Origin of the sequence: Glycomyces sp. L485 (genome assembly GCF_022548875.1) — a bacterium.
Taxonomy (GTDB): domain Bacteria; phylum Actinomycetota; class Actinomycetes; order Mycobacteriales; family Micromonosporaceae; genus Glycomyces.
In genome coordinates, this window is sequence record NZ_JAKZEW010000010.1 from 47,179 (window position 1) to 68,230 (window position 21,052).

Here is a 21,052-nt window from a genome sequence, read left to right on the forward strand (position 1 = left end):
ACACGGTGTCGAACTCTTTCACGCTCCCGACATTCGGCGGATGTCCGCGACGATGCCCGGGAGGACCTCCAAGAACCGCTCGACCTCTTCCTCGGTGGTCTCGCGGTGCAGCGAGATCCGCACATTGCCGTGGCTGAGCACCCCCATCGCCTGAAGCACGTGGGAGGGCCGCAGCCGCGTCGAGGCGCAGGCCGAGCCGGAGGAGACCGCGAAGCCCGCCCGGTTCAGCTCCGTCAGCAGCACCTCGCCGTCGACGCCCAGGCAGGAGAACGTGACGATGTGGGGGAGCCGGTCGACCGGGTCCCCCGGGAGCTCCACGTCGGGGACCGTCTCGGCGATGTGTTCGCGGATCCGCTCGGTCAGCACCCGCACGCGCTTGGACAGGTCCTCGCGCTCGGCGACCACCGCTCGAAGCGAGGCCGCGGCCGCCACCGCGGCAGGCACGTCGACCTCGCCTATGGCCTCCTGGAGTGAGGAGTCCTCTCCCGGGAACGGATTGCGCCAGCGCGTGCCCTTGCGCACCACCAGGATCCCGCAGCCCGACAGGCCTCCCCACTTGCGGGCGCTCGCCGCCAGCACCGACCAGCCCTCGGGGACCGGCTCCCACGGCAGGCTCGCCGCCGCGTCGCACACCAGTGGGACGCCGCCGAGGTTCGCCGCGATAGCGGCGATCGGCTGACGGGTCCCCACCTCGTGGTTCGCGCTCTGCACTGCCAGTACGGCCGCGCCGTCGATCCCGGCCAGCGGGTCGGCGTCGACGCGCCCGACCCGATCCACCGGGACCTCGACCGCCGTGCCGTCCTGACGCTGGTGCCACTGGGCCGCGTGCAGCACCGCCGAGTGCTCGACCGCCCCGTACACGAACGCCCCCGCCGCGCTCCGCGCTGCGATGACGCCCAGTGAACCGGCCTGCACGGCATGTGAACCGCTCGATGTGAAAGTGACCTCATCAGGCGCCACCCCGAGTGACGCCGCCACCGACTGCCGGGCCGCCTCCAGCAGCATCCGCGATCGCCGGCCCAATGTGTACAGTCTCCCGGGGCCCGCCCAACCCTCCGACAAAGCCGCAGCATAGGCGTCCTTGGCGGCCGGATGCGGCGGCTGGGCGGTCGCACCGTCGAAGTATGTCTGGGTCACCTCCCCAATGTAGAAGACGCCGGGCACCGAACCCAACCCCTTGCGCCCGGGCACGCACCCGGGGCAGTAGGCTCTGGTCCGTTAGATCTGCGTGGCGCCGCCTGCCCGGCGACGGCACGGCAGCCAAGCGCTCAGAAAGGCATGAGACAGGTGGTCGGAAAACCGTCCCGGGAATCTCGCGGCCGCGCCCGCCGCGCCATAGGTCTCACCGGAATCGTCGCGCTGCTTCCCGCAGTGCTCGCCGGATGCAGCCTGGAAGACGCCTTCTACCTGGGGTGGCCCCGGACGAAGCCGACCGACCAGTCCGAGATGATGATGGACCTGTGGGTCGGCGCCACCGTCGCCGCGCTCGTGGTCGGCGTCATCGTGTGGGCCCTGACATTCTGGTGCATCGTCGCCTACAAGAAGCGCGACCAGAAGCTCCCGCCGCAGGAGCGCCTCGACGAGGAGTTCCTCCCGCCGCAGACGAAGTACAACCTGCCGGCCGAGCTCACCTTCACCGGACTGCCGTTCATCCTCATCGGCGTCCTCTTCTACTTCACGGTGATCGTCCAGGACGAGGTCACCTTCATGAGTGACAACCCCACCGCGTGCACCGAAATCACCGCCTTCAAGTGGAACTGGCAGTTCACCTACACCGACGAGGACTGCGAGCCGCTGGAGACCGCCGACGGCGAACCGGTCCGGGAGACTGGCGACTCGGAGTACATCCCGATCATCGTGGTCCCGAACCAGGACGACGTCCGCTTCGTGGCCAGCTCCGAGGACGTCATCCACTCCTTCTGGGTCCCCGACCTGCTGTTCAAGCGCGACGTCATCCCCGGCGGCGAGGCCCAGACCACCCGCTTCGAGGTCGACTTCAACTCCGAGGGCTCCTTCGTCGGCCGCTGCGCCGAACTGTGCGGCGCCTACCACGCGTTCATGAACTTCGAGATGCGCGTCGTCTCCCCGGACGACTACCAGACGTTCATCGACGAGCGAGTCGGCGGCGCGACGACCCCCGAGGCTCTCGAAGCGATCGGCCAGGACCCGTACGCCACGACCACGAACACCTTCGACACCGACCCGAACTCGGGCGAAGCGAGCTAGGGAGCGCGAATCATGAAAACTGAGACCAAGCTCTTCCTCATCGTGATGGTCTCGATGTTCGTCTTCGCGGGCATCTACGCCCCGGTGACCTACTTCAACGAGAACCCGGCCTACGGGGTGCCGAACCAGATCGAATGGGTCGGCACGCTGGCCCTGGTCTTCTCAGGGCTCCTGACCGGCATGGTCTGGCTCGTGTTCTGGGTGATCTCGCGGCGCATCGACCCGCGTCCCGAAGACCGCGCGGACGGCGAGATCTCCGACGTCTCCGGCGAGGTCGGCTTCTTCAGCCCCGGCTCGTACTGGCCGCTCGGCCTGGCCGCGACCGCCGTGCTCGCCGGCATCGGCGTCGTCTTCTGGCTGCCGTGGCTCATGGTGGCAGGCGGCGCGGCGCTGCTGTTCGCCACCGGCGGCCTGACCTTCGAGTACTACACGGGCACGCGCAAGTTCGGCCCGCAGTAGCCGAGAATCGTGCAGGGCCCGGAGCTTCGGCTCCGGGCCCTTTCTCTATGCGGCCTCGGGGCCGAGCCCGTAGTTCGACAACAGCCGCGCGGTCGCCCGCGTCATCTCCGGCAGGTCGTCGGCCTGGTGCCATGCCGCGTCCCACACCTCGTGGCCGTCGACGATGATCTGCGTCGACTCGGGGTCGCGCACCAGACGGAACACGTTGTCGACCCAGCGGCCGCTGGTGTGGACCACCGCGCACGGTACCGCCGGGACCAGCTCCTCCAGATCGGCCTCGATCCCGGTCTCCTCGGCCAGCTCCCGCTTCGCGCCCTCGATCGGCCGCTCGCCGCGGTTCAGCAGTCCCGCCGGCAGCGTCCACCGCTTCCCGGGCGGCTGTCGCAGCATCAGCAGCCGCGTCGCGGCCTCGTCCATCACCAGCACCACCGAGCCGAGCGTGTACGTCGGCATCGCGATCCGCACGATCCTGCGCCGCAACCCAGACGGCAGGCTGTAGAAGATCAGGCCGACGGCCCTGCGGACCAAGGGCGCCCTGCGCCGCTTCACTGAGGGAGTCACCGGCACACCCTATCGGGCGACCGGCGAGCGCACCTGCGACGCCGGTCCGGTCTCGACGATCCGGCCTTCGCGCATGACCGCGACGCGGTGCGCGAAACCCCGCACCAGCGACAGGTCGTGGCAGATGAACAGGTAGCCGTGGCCGAGCCGCTCCTGAAGGCCGCGGAGGAGGTCGAGGATGCCCTGCCGCAGGCTCGGGTCGAGCGCGCTCGTGGGCTCGTCGAGGACGAGCAGGCGAGGCTCGCAGACGAGCGCCCGCGCGATGTTGACGCGCTGGCACTGCCCGCCGGACAGCTCGTGCGGGTAACGGTCGGCGAGTTCGGGGGCGAGGCCGACCCGGTCGAACAGCTCGGCGATGCGGGCGGGGGAGTCCTCGTTCCAGCGGCCCTGGATGCGCAGCGGTTCGGCGACGGCGCGGCCCGCGGTCAGGCGAGGGCTCAGGGAACCGTAGGGGTCTTGGAGGACCGGCTGGATCGCGGGCCGGACGGCGCGCAGCGCCGCCCCGGTCATCCTGGTCAGTTCCTGGCCTTCGAAGACGACCGACCCGGATTCGGGCCGCCGCAGTTGCAGCACCGCCGAGGCGGTTGAGGACTTGCCGCAGCCGGACTCGCCGATGAGGGCGAGCGTCTCGCCTTCGGCGATGTCGAAGGAGACGCCGTCGACCGCGCGGCCGGTACCCGCGTAGTCGACGGTGAGGTCCCGGACCGAAAGCAGCGGAGCGGGATCGGCGACAGGTGTCCGGGCCGGGCGGTCCGCGTCTTCGGGCACGTACGGGATCTGGCGTCCTCGGCGCATCGCCAGGACCCGGTCGGCGTAGGCCTTGACGACGTCGTGGTCGTGGGTGACGAGCATGAGCGCGGCACCGGTCTGCTCGCACATGGACCCGAGCAGTTCGAGGACCTGGGCCTGGATGCGCGGGTCGAGCGCCGTGGTGGGCTCGTCCGCGACGATGAGCTTCGGCCCGTTGATGGTCGCCATCGCGATGACGGCCCGTTGGCGCATGCCGCCGGAGAACTCGTGCGGGTAGGCGTCGGCCCGTTCCGCTGCGATGCCGACCGATTCGAGCGCCGCGAGCGCGGCTCGCCGGGCCGAACGGCGGTCGAGCCCTTGGACGAGGCCTGCGGAGGAGGCGAGCTGCTCGGCCACCGTGTGGACCGGGCTGAGCACCGTGAGGGCGTCCTGCGGCACGTAGCCGAGAGTCCGGCCCCACAGCCGGCGGTAGACCGAGCGTCCCGCGCCGACCAGCTGGTGCCCGTCGAGCTCCATCGAGCCGGTGACGGCCGACCTTTGGGGGAGCAGCCCCAGGATCGCCTTGGCGGTCAAGGACTTCCCGGCGCCCGATTCCCCGACGACCGCGAGGGTCTCGCCGGGCTCGATCCGGAAGGTGAGCTCGCGGACGGCTTCCGCGCCGCCGATGGCGACACCGAGCTCTTTGACGGTCAGCAGTGTTTCGCTCATGCCGCGACCTCCACTTCCGCGCGTCGACGCCGCGGGCGCCCCAAGTTCGATGTGGACACCGCCAGTCCGGCCAGCAGCGCCAAGGCCACGGCCGGTGCCAGCGCCGCCGCGGGTGCCCGCTCGACGTAGGCGCGGGACTCCTCCAGCAGCAGCCCCCATTCGGGCGTCGGAGGCTGGGTGCCAAGGCCCAGGAAACCAAGCGACGCCAGCGCCAGGGCGATGCCGGGCAGCCGCAGCACCGCGTGGCGTCCCAGCGGCCCGGCGACTTCGGGAAGGACGTGGCGGGTCCAGATCCACGCGGGCGTCGCCCCCAGGGCCCGCTGCGCGTTCAGGTGTGCGGCGGCCCGTGACTCCGCGACCAGCGCCGAGGCGTGGGTGGTCAGTGCCGGCCACGACACCAGCAGTACCGCGACGGCCGCGCCGGCCGTCCCCGGGCCCATGACGGCAGCGACGAGGATGCCGGTCAGGACCGGAGGCAGGGCGTTGAACACCTCGGCGGTCCCGGTCGCGAAAGAAGGCCAGAATCCCAGGACGATCGCCCACACGTAGCTGACCGCGCAGATGACCGCCGCCACGCCGACGGTCGTGGTCGCGCCGTGGCCGATGCGGGCCAGGACGTCCCGGCCGAGCGAGTCCGTTCCGAGCGGGTGGTCCCACGAGGGCTCGAGCAGACGGGCGGCGGTGTCGACGGTGAGCGGGTCGCGCAGCAGGCCCCAGCCGATGATTGTCGCCAGGACCACCGTGAGCGCGAACGGGACGACCAGCTGGCGCCGGGTGGCCGGGGCCAGTCGCGGAGCGGGCAGGGACAGCGCCGCGTCGCGCAGGCCGGTCCCGAGCATCCTGCGCCGCGCCAGATGCGTGAGCGCTCCCGCCGCCAGACCGAGAGCGAGCAGCACGAGCACGCAGCCCTGCAGCATCGGCAGGTCCTGCGCTTTCGCCGCTCCGAGAGCCGAGCGGCCGAGGCCGGGGATCGCGAAGATCGCCTCGACCGCCACAGAACCTCCGGTCAGCAGCACGACGGTCAGTCCGAGCTGGGGCAGCACCGACGGTAGCGCGCGACGCAGCACCCCGAGGGCGATCCGCGCCTCGGACACGCCCGAGGCCCGCCACAGGGCGACCCAGCGTTCGGTGAAGGCCGCCGGGAGTGCGTCGCCGACCAGCCGCCCGAGCAGCCCGCCCGCGGGCAGCCCGAGCGCGAACGCCGGCAGCACCAGGTGCCGGGGTCCGGACCAGCCCGAGGTCGGCAGCCAGCCGAGCCACACGCCGAAGGCGATCAGGCCGACCGTGGCCAGCAGGAATTCGGGCATGGCGGTGAAGACCGCTCCGACCGCCCCGCCGGGACGGCGTTCGCCGAGGATGCCGCGCGCGCCGCGGATCAGGGTGGGGGCGCACAGGGCGGTCGCGGTCACCAGCGCGACCGCCAGTGCGCACGCCATGAGCAGCAGCGACACACCGAGTCCGGACAGGACGTCCGGCAGCACCGGTGTGCCGGAGACCCACGAGGTGCCCCAGTCGCCGTGGACCAGGCCGGAGGCCCAGTCCACGAGCAGCCTGACCGGTCCGGCGTCGAGCCCGAGGTCGGCGCGGATCGCCGCGAGCGCTTCGGGCGTCGGTTCCTGCTCGGCGTAGCGGGCGCGGAGCACCGACAGCGCCGGGTCCTGCCGCGACATCCACGGCAGCAGCCCGACCACCGCAAGCAGCACCAGCAGCGTCCCGACGCGGACGAGTGCGGCCTTCACCTCGGGGCCCCGCATCTCAGGCGATCCGGGTCTCGGCGGTCACCAGTTCGCGTTCGCGGGGGTCCTTGGCCGAGCCGACGACGTTGGTCGCGTCGCCTTGGATGACCCGCTCGTGGAGCAGCGGGACGGCGCCGTCGGTGTTGAGGATCGCGGTCTCGGCTTCCAGGACCGCCGCGCGGCGCTCGTCGCCGGTCGGCGTGGCCGCCGCGACTCGCAGCGCTTCGTCGACGGTGTCGTCGGCGAGCTGGGCGATGTTGAACGAGCCGTCCGAGGCGAAGTCGGAGTACATGTACGCGACCGGGTCGCCGGAGTCGAGGACCGTCGCCCGCGACAGGATGAAGGCGTCGAAGGCGCCGCCGAGCGCGTCCGATTCGATGTTGGCGTACTCGCGGATGTCGAGCTCGACGGTGAATCCGGCGTCTTCGAGCTGCTGCTGGAGGACCTGAGCGACCTCGGGGAGTTCGGCGCGGTCGGTGAACGTGCCGATGGTGATCGCGGTGCCGTCGGCGGGCCCGGCGTCGGCGGGCTCGGTGCGTCCGGCGCGCCGCTCGGCCCAAGGGATGGCAGGGCCGAGGAGGCCCTCGGCGAGGTCGGCGCGGCCCTCATAGACGCCGTCGACCAGTTCCTGTGCGTCGATCGCTTCGCGGGCGGCGGCGCGCAGGGCCGGGTCGGCGAACGGGCCGGACTCGCAATTGAGGTAGAAGGTGCAGGTGCGCGGCATCGGCACCTCGGTGATCTGGTCCTCGTCGAGCAGGCCCGCCTGGGAGACGGGGACGGCCTCGACGATGTCGGACTCGCCGGAGCGTAGCCGGCCGGCGCGGGCGGTGCCGTCGGGCACGAAGACGACGTTGATGCCGGCGGCGGCGACCTCGCCGCCCCACCACTCGTCGTTGCGGTCCAGCGAAGCCGACGTGGTGCCGTTGACGGCGGTGAGTACGAACGCGCCGGTCCCCGCACCGACCGGGTCGACCACGTCGCCCTCGTAGGCCTTCGCGGCGAGGATCGACAGCTGCGGGGACGACAGGCGCTCGGGCATGATCGGGTCGGGCTCGGCGCTGCTGACGGTGACCGTGTTCCCTTCGGCGACAACAGTGAGGTCGATGCCGTCGAGGATCCGCGGCTTGGGGGCGGCCTGGGAGGCGACGGTCAGGGAGTTCACGACGGTCTCGGCGGTGAGGCCGGTGCCGTCGTGGAACTTCACGCCCTCCCGGATGGTGAAGGTCCAGCCGGTGCCGTCCTGCGTCCAGTCCGTGGCGAGAGCGGGCAGCGCGGTGCCGTCGCCGTCCAACACCACGAGCGTCTCGGCGGTGGACCACCGCGAGAGCTTGAAGGCGTCGTCCGACAGCGGCGTCAGGCCCGAGCGGGGCGGCTGCATCATCGCGATGCGGACGCGGCCGTCGGAGTCCTCGGCCTCGGCGGCGAAGCAGGCCGCGACGGCGCCTGCGGGCAGGACGGCGGCGGCGCTGATCAAGGATCGGCGAGTGACAGACATGGCGAAGCTCCTGGGGACGGGCGGGGCGTGCGTCACGGGAGCCTAGCGAAATGAAAACCGTATTCATTAAGAACCGCTGTGCGAGATGCCTCTGGTCACATCCGGTCCCACTAGGGAATCTCCCTGTCATCGAGGTGCGGGTCACATACGCTTGACATTCGTCCGCGCGCCCGACGGAGCCACTCAAGGAAGCGGTGAGGCAGATGAGCCTGACGCACCACGAATTCTGGACCCTCGTCCACGGCATGGTCCTCGGAGCGCTCTTCCTACTCGGCTTCGCAGGAGGCCTCGAAGGCCTGTGGGCCCTGCGCCCCCACCAGATGACCTCGGCCGGCATCCGCGCCCGGGTCCTTCGGCTCAAAATCGGCACGACAGCGATGGCCGTGGCCGCCTGGGGGACCGTCATCACCGGCACCTGGATCGTCTACCCCTGGTACCGCGAGGACGTCCCCGACAGCCCGCGGTCGACACTCCTGGCCGACCCGGCGACCGCGGAGTGGCACCACTTCGGCATGGAGTGGAAGGAGCACATCGCCTGGATGAGCCCGCTGCTCGCGACCTTGGTGGCATTCATCGTCTTCTACTACGGGGCCGGGCTCGTACTGCACGACCGGCTGCGGAAGACCACCCTGGGGCTGTTCACTCTCGCGTTCGGGGTCGCCGCGATCGCCGGTGCCTTCGGTGCGCTGATCACCAAGACCGCTCCGCTCATCTAGGAGGGAAGCACCATGGCAATGAACCCGGACACCGGCCCGGCCGCCGAACTCGGCGGCTACATCGACAAGCCCGAAGGCCCCATCACGGCCGCGATCCTCGCCGTCGGCATCGGCTGCTTCGCGCTGGGCCTGCTGACCACGCTGGCGGAGGCTAACGAAGGTGTCAAGGAGTTCCTCAACTTCTACGACCCGGTCGGCCCGCTCTCGGGCAAGACCACCTGGGCCGTCGCGATCTGGCTGCTCACCTGGATCGTCCTGCACCTGGTCTATCGCCGCAAGAAGACCGAGTCACGCAAGGAACTGGCCGTCTCGCTCGTCCTGATCGCATTCGGCCTCTTGGGAACCTTCCCGATCTTCTTCCAAGCCTTCGCCGGATAGCGGACCGAAGGTGGGACGAGTCGGCCGGTACGCCGGATTCTGTCGTTGAGCGGCCATCCATCTAGGCGCGCCGTCGCCGACGCGCTCGAGCGGTCTACCCGCGAAGGCACCCCTTGGGGGTTCGGGCGGGCCGCCCTCGATCCTCCGCGCAGAGCCTCGCGGCTCCTCTTGACCTTGCTCCGGGTGGGGTTTACCTAGCCGCCGCCGTCACCGGCGGCGCTGGTGGTCTCTTACACCACCGTTTCACCCTTACCGGCCGAAGCCGGCGGTCTGCTTTCTGTGGCACTGTCCCGCGGGTCACCCCGGGTTGCCGTTGGCAACCACCCTGCCCTTTGGAGTCCGGACGTTCCTCGCCAGTGACGGGCTCCGTCACTGCCGCGACCGCCTGGCCGACTCGTCCCAGCGCTCAAGGTTACGCTGTCGAGCGCCATGATGCTGCTCCAGGTCACCGGATTGCTGCTCGCCGGACTCGTCGCCGGCGGGCTCAACGCCGTCGCCGGAGGCGGGTCCCTGATCACCTACCCGACACTCCTCGCCGTCGGCGTCCCACCCCTTTACGCGAACGCCACCAACGGCATCGCCGTCGCGCCCGCCTACGCCGCGGCCGCATTCGGATCCCGCGACAACCTCAGCGGCCAGCGCCGGCGCGCGCTCACGCTGATCCCCACCGCCTTCGTCGCGGCGATCTGCGGCACGATCCTGCTGCTCAACACCTCCCACGCCGTCTTCGAAAACCTCGTCCCGTTCCTGGTCCTGGCCGCCACACTCCTCATGGCCGTCGGCCCCTGGGTCAATCGCAAGGTCACCGCCCTCAACGGAGGCCGTGCCCTCCACCCGGTCGCCCTGCACATCGGCGTCGGCCTCGGCTGCCTCTACGGCGCCTACTTCAACGCCGCGCTCGGCCTGGTCCTCCTGGCCGTCATCGCCATGAGCCTCACCGAGAGCCTCGCCCGCATCGGCGCCCTGAAGAACTTCTGCACCTTCATCGTCGGCGTGGTGACCGTCGTCGTCTACGGCCTCTTCGCCGACGTCGCGTGGTGGGCCATCGGCGTCCTGATCCCGGCCACGTTCATCGGCGGCTACGTCGGCGCCCGCGTCTTCCAGCACCTCCCCGAACGTCCGCTGCGGATCGGCATCATCGTCTACGGCGTGGTCCTGAGCGCCATTCTCCTGGTGAGGTGACGCCCGGCATTCGCACGGGGAACAATAGGTCCATGCCGACGCTCCGTATCGCACTCGCCCAGGACAACCCGACCGTAGGCGACCTCGACGCCAACGCCGAACTCATCCGGCGCGCCGCCACCGCCGCCACCGAGGCCGGCGCGCACCTCCTCGCCACCGGCGAGCAGGCCCTGACCGGCTATCCAGTCGAGGACCTCGCACTGCGCCGGTCCTTCGTGGACGCCAGCCGCGCCCGCCTCGAACGCCTCGCCGCCGAGCTCGCCGAGGACGGCAACGGCGGCCTCCCGGTCGCCGTCGGCTACCTCGACGCCGACGGGCCGCTCGGCAATCCCCATGGACACGGCATCCGCAATGCGCTGGCGCTCCTTCAGGACGGCAAGGTCCTGTTCCGCTACTACAAGCACCATCTTCCGAACTACGGTGTCTTCGACGAGGACCGGTACTTTGTTTCGGGTCACGAACTGCACCTCGCCCGCATCCAAGGCGTCGATGTGGCCTTCACCATCTGCGAGGACCTCTGGCAGGAGGGCGTGCCGTTCACCGCCGCGGAAGAGGCCGAGGCCGGCCTGGTCGTCAACATCAACGCCTCCCCGTACGAGCAGGGCAAACAGGATCAGCGCCGCGAGCTGTTGTTCCGCCGCGCCTCAGAGATCCGCACGCCGATCGCCTACGTCAACATCGTCGGCGGACAGGACGACCTGGTCTTCGACGGCGGTTCGATGGTCGTCGACTCGAACTTCGAGGTGATCGCCAGCGCACGCCGCTTCGAAAGCGAGCTGCTCCTCGCCGACCTCCACCTGCCGCCCGCCGGTGGGCTCGTCGACGTCGCCAACCAGTCGTCGACGACGATGAGCATCGCCCGCCACGTCATCTCGGAAGCGGCCCCGGAGCCGAAGGACCGAATCGAGCCGACCTTCGCCCCCGACCTCGGCCACCACGAGGAGGTCTGGGAGGCCCTGCGGCTCGGCCTGGCCGACTACGTCCGCAAGAACGGCTTCAAGTCGGTCCTGCTGGGCCTGTCCGGCGGCATCGACTCGGCCGTCACCGCCGTCCTCGCCCGCGACGCGATCGGACCCGAGAACGTCTGGACCGTCGCCAACCCCAGCCAGTTCTCTTCGCGGCACTCCGTCGACGACGCCGCCGATCTGGCCGAACGCTGCGGCATCCACCACCTGGTCGAGCCGATCCAGCCAATCGTCGACGCCTACCTGACCCAGATGTCCCTCTCGGGGCTCGCCCTGGAGAACCTCCAGGCGCGCGTGCGGGGCGTCATCTGGATGTCGCTGTCGAACCAGCACGGCCACCTCGTGCTCGCCGCGGGCAACAAGAGCGAGTACGCCGTGGGCTACTCGACGCTCTACGGCGACTCCTGCGGCGGCTTCGCGCCGATCAAGGACGTCCCCAAGACCCTCGTCTACGAGCTGGCGACCTGGCGCAACGAACATGCTCGGCACAACCGCGAGATCGAGCCGATCCCCGAAAACATCATCCTCAAGCCGCCGAGCGCCGAACTGCGCCCCGACCAGCGAGACTCCGACTCGCTGCCGGAGTACGCCCTGCTCGACCCGATGCTGCTCGCATACGTCGACGGGGACGCCGGCCGCGAGGAGCTCATCGCCCAGGGCTACCCGGCCGACCTGGTCGGGCGCATCGCGGGCCTCGTGGACGGCGCGGAGTACAAGCGCCGCCAGTCCGCGCCGGGCACCAAGATCTCCAGGAAGTCCTTCGGCCGCGACCGGCGTCTGCCGATCACCAACCACTTCCGGGGGAGGGGCACGGGGAGTTTGTCACACGACTCGCTCGCCGAGTGACACGGACATCGATGAGCGTTAGTCTCGTCTGGTAATGACCCGGGGACCGGCGAAGGTCGGCCACGAGGAGATCCAGGAGCACGATGATGCCTCAATCGAAGTCCTCAGACGAGATCCCGAGCCTTTACGGGCCGGGCAGGACCGTCAAGCGAGTCAGGGCGCGCCACCTCGTCGAAGCCAAGGAGCACGGCGAGAAGTGGGCGATGCTCACCTCCTACGACACCTACACCGCGTCGTTGTTCGACGAGGCCGGGATCCCCGCCCTCCTCGTCGGCGACTCGGCCGCGAACAACGTGTACGGCTACGAGACGACCATTCCCGTCACCGTGGACGAGCTCGTCCCCCTGGTCGCGGCGGTCGCCCGTTCCACCCACCGGTGCCTGGTCGTCGCCGACATGCCATTCGGGTCATATGAGGCCGGACCGGCCCAGGCTCTGGAGACCGCCGTCCGGTTCATGAAGGCCGGCGCGCACGCCGTCAAACTCGAGGGCGGGCGCCGCATGGCCGCCCAGATCCGGGCACTGGTCGACGCCGGCATCCCGGTGATGGGCCACGTCGGCTTCACCCCGCAGAGCGAGCACGCCGTGGGAGGCTACCGCGTGCAGGGCCGCGACGCCCAGGCCGCCGAGGTCGAGGCCGACGCGCACGCCGTCGCCGAGGCAGGGGCATTCGCCGTGGTCCTGGAGATGGTGACCGCACCGGTCGCCGCCGAGATCACCAAGCAGCTGGCGATCCCGACCGTGGGCATCGGGGCCGGACCCGGCACGGACGCTCAGGTCCTGGTGTGGCAGGACATGGCCGGGATGCGCCGGGGCCGCGCGCCCCGCTTCGTCAAGCGCTACGCCGAGGTCGCCGACGTCCTCCAGGACGCGGCCAAGGCCTTCGCCGACGACGTGCGGGCGGGGTCGTTCCCGGCCCGCGAGCACAGTTTCGAATAGATTCACGTGAGTGTCGTCGCCTCCCCTTCGTGGGAGGCGGCGATGCGCGTAGGGTGTGCGCACGTGACTTCTGACGCGATCCTGCTCTTCGACTTCGACGGCACCGTCTGCCTCGGCGACGAGCCGGCCTACGACTACGCCCGCCGTGTCGCCGCCGTTCTCCACATCGAGGACGAGCGCGATCTCCTCGCCGCCCACGCCGCGTTCTGCAAGGGCAAGCCCACCACGGCGTCCACCTTCGACGCCCTCGACCCGTACAACGCCGTCCGCCGCCTCGCCGCGGACTACGGGATCGAGGAGGAGATCCGCGCCGAGGCCTACTCGGCCGCGCGTGCGGGGATGGCCGCCGGGAAGTTCCTGCTGCGCTCCCCTGAGGGTCTGCGCGAACTCATCTGGAGCCTGCCCCGCGGCGTCGAGACCGTCCTGGTCTCGAACGCGCCGCTGGACGGCCTGGACTCGATCCTCGCGCAGATCAAGCTGGAGGGCCTGTTCGACGAAGTCATCGGCGACGCGGACAAGCCCGACGGCCTCGGCCCGGTCCTCGACCGCCTGCTGGACGGTCGCGACCCGTCCTCGCTGCTGAGCATCGGCGACATCCCGCGCAACGACCTGGCTCCCGCCGTCGAACGCGGTTGCGCGACCGCTTATATCGACCGTTTCGGGCGTCCCTGGCCCGAGGCCGACGCCTCGGGTGCGTCCATCGACGAGCTCTACCCGTTCATCCACCGCTGGACCGCCGAGCGCGTCGCCTGAGAGTCCGTGCGCCGCTAGGGAAAACGAAATCTCTCGGATCGTGGGCCGAATTTGTCGCCGGGGCGACTTAAGCTGAATGGGCGCCCTGAGCCGACCGATCCCCGGCTCAGGGCGTTCCCGGGCGCCTCAGCCGCTGATCGGGTCGCCGGCCTTGATCGTCGCAGTCTGGGAGGTCCGCAGGTAGATCCCGAAGTGATTGCCCAGGGTCTTGATGATGTGCCGGTGCAGTTCCATGTCGCGTTCGGCCCTGCCGACGGGGTCCCAGCTGGGCAGCACGCAGCGCTCGCACGGCTTCTGGACGGTGAAGTCACCCTCGCCCAAGCGGATCGCCGTGCCGGGCTCGAGTTCGACTTCGGCGAACGGCTCGAGGTCGGCGCTGACGATCACGTTCGGGCGGAACCGGGCCGCTTCGATCTCGCGGCCCAGTTGCTCGCTCAGCCGCTTCAGGCTGGACTCGAAGACCACGAGGATCCGCCCGTAGACGCGCTCGACTCGGCGCACCTCCACTTCAGCGCCGAGGTCGTCGGCCAGTGCGGCCGGGAGACCGGCGTCGTCGGCGGACCAGGCCGCGCCGCTCGGCTCGTAGACCACCGGGGCGTCGCCCGTCCCGTCCGCGCAGCCGCACTGGGCCGGCCAGGCCGCCTCCCACGCCATCATGCGCGGGTGGCTGCCACCCCACAGCTTGTCGCCGGTACCGGGTTTGAACAGCCCCAGGTTCCGGTCCCCTGCCATGCCGTGAAACCCGATCTCGGCCGACCGCACCGCCTCGCCCCGGAGCCCCTTGACCGGGTACCGCCACATCTGGTCGATCGTTCCTGCGAACACGCTCACGAATGTACCTCTCTCGCGTTCAAGTGTGACCTTGCCCGGGTTAACGTCGAGGACACAATCAAGTGAGACACTGGCGGCCCCAGGATCGAGAGGAAACGCACCATGGAACGGCAGAAGGAGTTCGTGCTTCGCACACTCGAAGAGCGCGACATCCGGTTCGTCCGGTTGTGGTTCACCGACGTGCTCGGCACGCTGAAATCCGTGAGCGTGGCGCCCGCCGAACTCGAGTCGGCCTTCGAAGAGGGTATCGGGTTCGACGGCTCTGCGATCGAGGGCTTCGCCCGCGTCTACGAGTCCGACATGGTCGCCATGCCCGACCCGACCACGTTCCAGGTCTTCCCGTTCGAAGGCCGGGGCATCGGCGAGTCGGCGCGCATGTTCTGCGACATCCTGACACCAGAGGGCGCTCCGTCGTGGGCCGACCCGCGCCACGTGCTGCGCAGGTCCCTGTCCAAGGCCGCCGACCGGGGCTTCACGTTCTACGTCCACCCCGAGATCGAGTTCTTTCTGCTCAAGGACGGCAGCGAGCACCCAGAGCCGGTGGACGAGGGCGGCTACTTCGACCACACCACGCACTCGGTCGCCCGCGACTTCCGCCGCCAGGCGATCCTCGCGCTCGAACGCGTCGGCATCTCCGTCGAGTTCAGCCACCACGAGGTCGCGCCCGGCCAGCAGGAGATCGACCTGCGCTACGCCGACGCCCTCACCACCGCCGACAACATCATGACGTTCCGGCACATCGTCAAGGAGGTCGCTCTGACCTCCGGCGTCCACGCCTCCTTCATGCCCAAGCCGTTCTCGGACCAGCCCGGCTCGGGCATGCACAGCCACATGTCGCTGTTTGAGGGCGAGGACAACGCGTTCCACGACCCGGGCGACGAGCAGCGCCTGTCCAAGACCGCCAAGGCGTTCATCGCCGGGCTCCTGCGCCACGCGCCCGAGTTCACCGCGATCACCTGCCAGTGGGTCAACTCCTACAAGCGCCTGTACTCCAGCCCGCAGCCCGGCCAGATCTCCGAGGCGCCCTCCTACGTCGCGTGGGGCAAGGCCAACCGGTCCGCGCTGGTGCGCGTCCCGGCCTACGGCAAGCCGAACTCGGCGCGCGTCGAGATCCGCTCGCTGGACTCGGCCGTGAACCCGTACCTGGCTTACGCGGTCATGCTCGGCGCCGGCCTCAAGGGCATCGAAGAAGGCTACGAGCTGTCCCCGGGCACCGAGGACGACGTCTCGGCGCTCACCAACGCCGAGCGCGTGGCGGCCGGCTACCAGCCGCTGCCGTCGTCGCTGGCCGAGGCCCTCGACGCGATGGAGTCCTCCGAGCTGGTCCCCGAGGTGCTCGGCGAGCACGTCTTCGACTACTTCTTGAAGAACAAGCGCAGCGAGTGGGAGGACTACCGCACGCAGGTCACCCCGTTCGAGCGCCGCAGGTACATCAACCTGTGACCGTTTAACATGTAACGGTGACCACTGCACTCGTCATCGAGAACGACCCGGCCGAAGTACTCGGACGCGCCGGAGACTGGCTCGCCGAGGCGGGCATGGAATTCGACGTCGTCCGCGCCCACGCGGGCGACGTCGTTCCGAGGACCCCGGGAGGCCACGAGGCCCTCATCGCCCTCGGCGGCAGCCGAGACGCGGGCTGGGCCGAAGACCTCGCCGGGCTGCTCGAATGCGCCGTAGCCGATTCCACTCCGACGCTCGCGCTGTGCTCGTCGGCGGTACTCCTCGCGGGCGCGTTCGGGGGTGTCGTCGAGCCGTCGGACGAGCCGAACGGGCCTCGGATGCTCGCCAAGCGCGACGCCGCCGGACGGGACCCGCTCTTCGGTCCCGCGCCGATGACGCTCGACGTGATCCGTTGGCGCACCCGGGAACTGGTGCGCCTCCCCGATGTGGCGACGCTGCTGGCCGGCTCCCCGTACGGCTCGCTCGACGCCTTCAGGATCGGCGAGTCCGCCTGGGGCGTCCAGTCCCACTTCGAGTTCACCGTCGACCAGCTCGCCGGTTTCGGCGCCTTCGAGGAGGCAGCGCTCGCCAAGGCCGCCGGGGTGGACGAACACATCGTCGAGACGTGGCGGCCGATCCTGCAGCGATTCGCGCGCGTCGCCGCCGGCGAGCGCCGCGAGCTGCCGGTGCTCGATGCCTGACCCCGACGGCGCGCGCCTGGCGGTGATCGAGGCCAGCAACGCCCTGGGCGATTTCCTGCGCGCACACCCCGACGCCGAGGCCGCCCTGACCGAGGACGAGGAGGCCGGCCTCGCCCGCGTGCGTGGGGCCGACGCCTCCGGGCTCAACTTCTCGTGGAGGGCGAACCTGCTGCGCATCAGCGCCGCCGACCTCACCGGCGAGACCGAAATGCCCGCCACCTCCGCCGCGCTCAGCCGCCTCGCCGACACCATCTTGGCCCGCGGCCTGGACCTGGCCCGCGCCGAGCTCCCCGGCGAGACCCGCCTCGCGGTGATTGCCATGGGCAAGAGCGGCGCCGAGGAATTGAACTACGTCTCCGACGTCGACGTCGTCTTCGTCGCCGAGGGCAACCTCGACCTCGCCACCCGCCAGGCCGCCCGCATGATCCAGATCGTCGGCCCCGCGACCTGGCCGGTCGATGCCGGGCTGCGGCCCGAGGGCCGCCACGGCGCGCTCGTGCGCACCGTGGACGCCTACCTGTCCTACCTGCGCGACTGGGCCCGCACCTGGGAGTTCCAGGCGCTGCTCAAGGCCAGGCCCGCAGCGGGGGACCTCCAACTCGGCCTTGACTGGCTCGCGGCCGTCCAGCCGCTCATCTGGGGTGCCGCGAACCGGCCCGGCGTCGTCGCCGACATCCGCGACATGCGCCGCAAGGTCGCCGACTCGGTGCCGGCCGCCGAACGCAAGTACGAGATCAAGCTCGGGCCGGGGGGCCTGAGGGACATCGAGTTCGCCGTCCAGCTGCTCCAGCTCGTCCACGGCCGAGGCGACCCCGCGCTCCGCGTCCGCTCCACGCTCGAAGCCCTCGAAGTACTCGTCGCGGGCGGCTACCTGGCCCGCCGCGACGGCGAGGACCTCACCGACACGTACGTCTTCCTGCGCACCGTCGAGCACCGGCTCCAGCTCCAGCGGCTGCTGCGCACGCATCGCGTCCCCGACGGCGGCGAACCCCTCCACCAGCTCGCCCGCGGCCTCGGCTACGCCACCGACGAGGACTTCATGACCGCCTGGAGGGGCCACGCCACCACCGCGCGGCGCCTCCACGAGAAGCTCCTCTACCGCCCGCTCCTCGACGCCGTCACCCGCGTACCCACGCACGAATTGCGCATGACCGAGTCCGAGGCCGCGTCCCGCCTGGCCGTCCTCGGCTTCGCCGACCCCGACAGCGCCCTGACCCACATCCGCAACCTCACCACCGGGATCGGCCGCACCGCCACCGTCCAGCGCGCGCTGCTGCCCGTCGTCCTCCACGAACTGGCCGACTCACCCGAGCCCGACCGCGGACTCCTGGCCTACCGGCAGGTCTCCGACAAGCTCGGATCCACGCCTTGGTACCTGCGGCTGCTGCGCGACGGCGGCCCCGCGGCGGTGCGCCTCGCCCGCCTGCTCGGCACCTCCCGCTACTTCACGAGCCTGCTGCTCCACGTGCCGCAGTCGCTGCGGTTCCTCTCTGACAACGCCGACCTGCGCCCCGTGAGCCGCGAGGACCTCGCCGTCGGCATGCGCCAGGCTTCCGCCCGCCACACCGACGCGACCGCCGCCGTAGGCGCGATCCGCGCGATCCGACGCCGCGAGCTCATCCGGATCGCCGCGGCCGACCTCCTCGGACTCCTCGACGACCAGCAGGTCGGCATCGCGCTGTCCGACCTCACCGACGCCGTCCTCGACGCCACCCTCGCCGTCGCCTCCCGCGACGTGAGCGACGCACCGCCGATCGCGATCATCGGCATGGGACGCCTGGGCGGCAAGGAGACCGGCTTCGGCTCCGACGCCGACGTCGTGTTCATCCACAATGGTGAGACTGATGCCGAGCGCAAGGCCGCCGGGCGCATCGCCGAATCCACCCGCTCGCTCCTGGCCGCCCCGACCGCAGACCCGCCCGTCGACATCGACCTCGATCTGCGCCCCGAGGGCAAGGGCGGTCCGATCGTGCCGAGCCTCGCCGCGTACCGCCGCTACTACACCGACCGGGCGCGGCTGTGGGAGCGCCAGGCGCTATTGCGCGCCCGTCCCGTCGCCGGCGACGGCCACCTGCTCGACCAGTGGCGCGAGGTCGCCGACACCGTGCGCTACCGGCCCGGAGGCCTGAGCGAGACCGAGCGGTTCGAGTTCCGGCGCGTCAAGGCCCGCGTCGACTCCGAACGACTCCCCAGGGGCGCCGACCCGAACGCGCACACCAAACTCGGGCGTGGCGGCCTGGTCGACATCGAGTGGGCCGCGCAGCTCCTCCAGCTTGAACACGGCGAGGACACCGCCCTCCACACCACGCGCACCGTTCCGGCCCTGGAGGCCGCCGCCGCGGCCGGGCACCTCGATGAGGTATCCCTTGAGGATCTGCGCTCGGCGTGGGAGTTCGTCTCGCGGGTGCGCAACGACATGACCCTTGCGCGCGGCGTGCCCCGCGACGAGCTGCCGCGCGAGGGCCCCGAACTCGCCGCGCTGGCGCAGACCCTCGGGTTCGATTCGGACACTCAGGAGTTCCTCAACCACTACCGGCGCCTGACCAGGCGGGCCCATGAGGCGGCGCACCGGATCGTGTACGGTCCGGCCTGAGCGGATCGGCCCCGCGGCCCAGCTGGTGCTCATAGACTCTGGTGAGGGCCCGGGAGGTGAACATGGTCGGCTACTGGGTCGTCGCCCCCGGCGACGTCACCCGTCACGACGGCGACCTGGACTCGCTCGGCTTCGCTTCCGAGGAGCTGGACGCCGGCGAATACCTGTGGGTCGAGCTGGAGTCGCCCGGCAAGGCCGAGCTCGAGGACACGCTGGACTCGCTCGGCCTGGACCGCTTCGGCGTCGTGGGTGACCAGGCCCGGCGTCACCCGAAAGTGGACCAGGTCGGCGGGACCTACCTGGTGGTGGCCAAGACTCTGTGGTACGTCCAACGGACGCGCCAGGTCGAGACCGGCGACCTCGTCCTCTACACCGATGGGCGGTCGCTGGTGACGGTCCGGCACGGTGAGGTCGACCCGATCGCGGCCGCGCTCCGAAGGGTCGCCTCCGACCCCGAGCTGCGGGAGGAAGGCGCACCCGGAGCCGTCTACGCCCTGTTCGAGTGTGTCGTCGAGGCCTATGCCACCGCGATCGAGGCGCTCACCGACGACGTCGACGCCGTAGAGCGCGAGGTCTTCTCCGACGCCAGGCGGGAGCTCATCTCGCAGATCTACTCGCTCATCCGCGAGACACTCGAGTTCCAGAACGCCGTCAAACCGCTGATCCCCTTCGCGCACATGGTCAGGCAGCGCCACACCTCGATGCCGGTCTTCTCCAGGCCCCATTTCCGGGGTGTCGCCGAGCATCTGCTGCGGATCGAGAACTCAGTGGACACCTGCATGAACCTGCTGACAACGGTGCTCACCGCCCACCAGGGGCGGATAGCGACGTGGCAGAACGAGGACATGCGCAAGATCTCGGCGTGGGCGGCGATCGCCATCGTGCCCACGGTGATCGCCGGGATCCACGGCATGAACTTCCAGTACATGCCGGAACTCCACTGGGTCTTCGGATATCCCTTGGTGCTCACCGCGACGGCTGCGATCTGCTTCTCGCTGTACCGTGGATTCAAACGCAACGGGTGGCTCTGAATCCGACTGAATACTTTGGCGCGCAATCGAAGCGAGATGAGGGGCGGACCGGTACACCGGTCCGCCCCTCTGGCCCTGCCTGCCTTCACGAACACAATAGCGGTGCTGTGCAATCCTTCCGACGCGACCACCAGGTGATCGACCGCGTATGCGAGCCGAACGCGTTGTCGCGCTCCGATATCGGCTGATCGTGTCATCGGCGCGTACGCCGTGAACCGCGAAATGAAGGCCCCGGCGCTTGCGCCGGGGCCTTCTCGCTACCTGAACGGATATCCGGGATATATGTACCCCGATCCCCAGTGGGGCATGAGCCCGTAGTGCCCGTAGACGTCCTCCAGATACGGACGCTCGGGCTCGGGGGTGAGTTCGGGGTCGTAGACCGGACCGGACGCGACGTGCGCGCGGTCCTTGTCCACGTACACGTGCTCCTCATCGACGCGGGTGACGGTGTCCACGGGAATCAGCACCTGCTTCTTCCCCATGCCGAGGAAACCGCCGGAGCTCACCTCCAGGAACCGGACCTTGCGCTCGGCCTGGTCGATGACAAGGCCGTCGACCTCGCCGGTCTCGTCGCCGTTGCGATCGATCACGGTGCGGCCGCGGACGTCGTCGACCTCGTTGGCGAGTGTCAGATCGGTGTCGCCGAGCCGGACGAGCGTCGCTGTCTCATCAGCCATGTTCTTTCCCCCTTGCGGTTGACACGTAGGGAATACCCGCCCAGAAGCCCACAAAACAGCCAG

19 protein-coding genes and 1 other RNA gene are annotated in these 21,052 nt (G+C 70.1%); 12 read left to right on the forward strand and 8 right to left on the reverse strand.

Translation table 11 applies throughout. From position 1 onward, the window contains the following. Positions 1–18: 18 nt before the first annotated feature. A complete protein-coding gene (locus tag L0U85_RS07780) occupies positions 19–1,137 on the reverse strand; it encodes an aminotransferase class V-fold PLP-dependent enzyme (RefSeq protein ID WP_241377189.1) in 1,119 nt (372 codons plus the stop codon). Positions 1,138–1,287: 150 nt separating this feature from the next. Here L0U85_RS07780 and L0U85_RS21210 point away from each other — a divergent pair, with 150 nt between their 5' ends. Next, the gene (locus L0U85_RS21210) at positions 1,288–2,226 is read left to right on the forward strand and encodes a cytochrome c oxidase subunit II (RefSeq protein WP_241377190.1); all 939 of its coding nucleotides are present in this window, start codon (positions 1,288–1,290) and stop codon (positions 2,224–2,226) included. A 12-nt stretch (positions 2,227–2,238) separates the two neighbouring features. Beyond that, positions 2,239–2,685, forward strand: a complete 447-nt coding sequence (locus L0U85_RS07790; RefSeq protein WP_241377191.1) for a cytochrome c oxidase subunit 4 — start codon at positions 2,239–2,241, stop codon at positions 2,683–2,685. 45 nt (positions 2,686–2,730) lie between these two features. Here L0U85_RS07790 and L0U85_RS07795 read toward each other — a convergent pair whose 3' ends face one another. The 4 genes from L0U85_RS07795 to L0U85_RS07810 are packed head-to-tail and all read right to left on the reverse strand — an operon-like array spanning position 2,731 to position 7,935. Then, positions 2,731–3,246, reverse strand: a complete 516-nt coding sequence (locus tag L0U85_RS07795; protein ID WP_241377192.1) for an NUDIX domain-containing protein — start codon at positions 3,244–3,246, stop codon at positions 2,731–2,733. A 9-nt stretch (positions 3,247–3,255) separates the two neighbouring features. Further along, on the reverse strand, positions 3,256–4,704 hold the full coding sequence (locus tag L0U85_RS07800) for an ABC transporter ATP-binding protein (protein WP_241377193.1): 1,449 nt from the start codon (positions 4,702–4,704) through the stop codon (positions 3,256–3,258). Continuing rightward, a complete protein-coding gene (locus L0U85_RS07805) occupies positions 4,701–6,458 on the reverse strand; it encodes an ABC transporter permease subunit (RefSeq protein WP_241377194.1) in 1,758 nt (585 codons plus the stop codon). Before L0U85_RS07805 ends, L0U85_RS07800 begins: the two co-directional genes overlap by 4 nt. 1 nt (position 6,459) lies before the next feature. Beyond that, complete coding sequence (locus tag L0U85_RS07810) at positions 6,460–7,935, reverse strand: ABC transporter substrate-binding protein (protein ID WP_241377195.1); 1,476 nt, start codon at positions 7,933–7,935, stop codon at positions 6,460–6,462. A gap of 203 nt (positions 7,936–8,138) precedes the next feature. Here L0U85_RS07810 and L0U85_RS07815 point away from each other — a divergent pair, with 203 nt between their 5' ends. Beyond that, positions 8,139–8,651: a hypothetical protein gene (locus L0U85_RS07815; RefSeq protein WP_241377196.1), complete on the forward strand. Its 513-nt coding sequence runs from the start codon at positions 8,139–8,141 to the stop codon at positions 8,649–8,651. A 12-nt stretch (positions 8,652–8,663) separates the two neighbouring features. Next, positions 8,664–9,029 (forward strand): hypothetical protein, encoded by a 366-nt coding sequence (locus L0U85_RS07820; protein ID WP_241377197.1) that lies wholly within the window; start codon positions 8,664–8,666, stop codon positions 9,027–9,029. A 12-nt stretch (positions 9,030–9,041) separates the two neighbouring features. Here L0U85_RS07820 and rnpB read toward each other — a convergent pair. Continuing rightward, positions 9,042–9,426, reverse strand: an RNA gene (gene rnpB / locus L0U85_RS07825) — RNase P RNA component class A. A 32-nt stretch (positions 9,427–9,458) separates the two neighbouring features. On the opposite strand from rnpB, the gene L0U85_RS07830 reads away from it, so the two are divergent. The 4 genes from L0U85_RS07830 to L0U85_RS07845 all read left to right on the forward strand — a co-directional run bounded on the left by L0U85_RS07830 (position 9,459) and on the right by L0U85_RS07845 (position 13,713). Beyond that, positions 9,459–10,211 carry a sulfite exporter TauE/SafE family protein gene (locus L0U85_RS07830; protein WP_241377198.1) on the forward strand — a complete coding sequence of 251 codons (753 nt, stop codon included), beginning with the start codon at positions 9,459–9,461 and terminating at the stop codon, positions 10,209–10,211. 32 nt (positions 10,212–10,243) lie between these two features. Next, on the forward strand, positions 10,244–12,022 hold the full coding sequence (locus tag L0U85_RS07835; protein ID WP_241377199.1) for an NAD+ synthase: 1,779 nt from the start codon (positions 10,244–10,246) through the stop codon (positions 12,020–12,022). Between the two features lie 86 nt (positions 12,023–12,108). Further along, positions 12,109–12,960 carry a 3-methyl-2-oxobutanoate hydroxymethyltransferase gene (panB, locus tag L0U85_RS07840; RefSeq protein WP_241377200.1) on the forward strand — a complete coding sequence of 284 codons (852 nt, stop codon included), beginning with the start codon at positions 12,109–12,111 and terminating at the stop codon, positions 12,958–12,960. Between the two features lie 63 nt (positions 12,961–13,023). Further along, positions 13,024–13,713 (forward strand): haloacid dehalogenase-like hydrolase, encoded by a 690-nt coding sequence (locus L0U85_RS07845; RefSeq protein ID WP_241377201.1) that lies wholly within the window; start codon positions 13,024–13,026, stop codon positions 13,711–13,713. 126 nt (positions 13,714–13,839) lie between these two features. On the opposite strand, the gene L0U85_RS07850 is transcribed toward L0U85_RS07845, so the two are convergent. Then, positions 13,840–14,544 (reverse strand): MOSC domain-containing protein, encoded by a 705-nt coding sequence (locus tag L0U85_RS07850; RefSeq protein WP_241377202.1) that lies wholly within the window; start codon positions 14,542–14,544, stop codon positions 13,840–13,842. Between the two features lie 102 nt (positions 14,545–14,646). Between L0U85_RS07850 and L0U85_RS07855 the strand changes: the two genes are divergently transcribed. From L0U85_RS07855 to L0U85_RS07870, 4 genes are all read left to right on the forward strand, one after another. Then, a complete protein-coding gene (locus tag L0U85_RS07855) occupies positions 14,647–15,987 on the forward strand; it encodes a glutamine synthetase family protein (RefSeq protein WP_241377203.1) in 1,341 nt (446 codons plus the stop codon). A 17-nt stretch (positions 15,988–16,004) separates the two neighbouring features. Then, positions 16,005–16,688: a hypothetical protein gene (locus tag L0U85_RS07860; RefSeq protein ID WP_241377204.1), complete on the forward strand. Its 684-nt coding sequence runs from the start codon at positions 16,005–16,007 to the stop codon at positions 16,686–16,688. After that, the gene (locus tag L0U85_RS07865; RefSeq protein ID WP_241377205.1) at positions 16,681–19,281 is read left to right on the forward strand and encodes a bifunctional [glutamine synthetase] adenylyltransferase/[glutamine synthetase]-adenylyl-L-tyrosine phosphorylase; all 2,601 of its coding nucleotides are present in this window, start codon (positions 16,681–16,683) and stop codon (positions 19,279–19,281) included. Before L0U85_RS07860 ends, L0U85_RS07865 begins: the two co-directional genes overlap by 8 nt. Positions 19,282–19,343: 62 nt before the next feature. Then, complete coding sequence (locus tag L0U85_RS07870) at positions 19,344–20,312, forward strand: magnesium and cobalt transport protein CorA (protein WP_241377206.1); 969 nt, start codon at positions 19,344–19,346, stop codon at positions 20,310–20,312. 257 nt (positions 20,313–20,569) lie between these two features. Here L0U85_RS07870 and L0U85_RS07875 read toward each other — a convergent pair whose 3' ends face one another. After that, positions 20,570–20,989: a PRC-barrel domain-containing protein gene (locus L0U85_RS07875; protein ID WP_241377207.1), complete on the reverse strand. Its 420-nt coding sequence runs from the start codon at positions 20,987–20,989 to the stop codon at positions 20,570–20,572. Positions 20,990–21,052 lie beyond the last annotated feature (63 nt).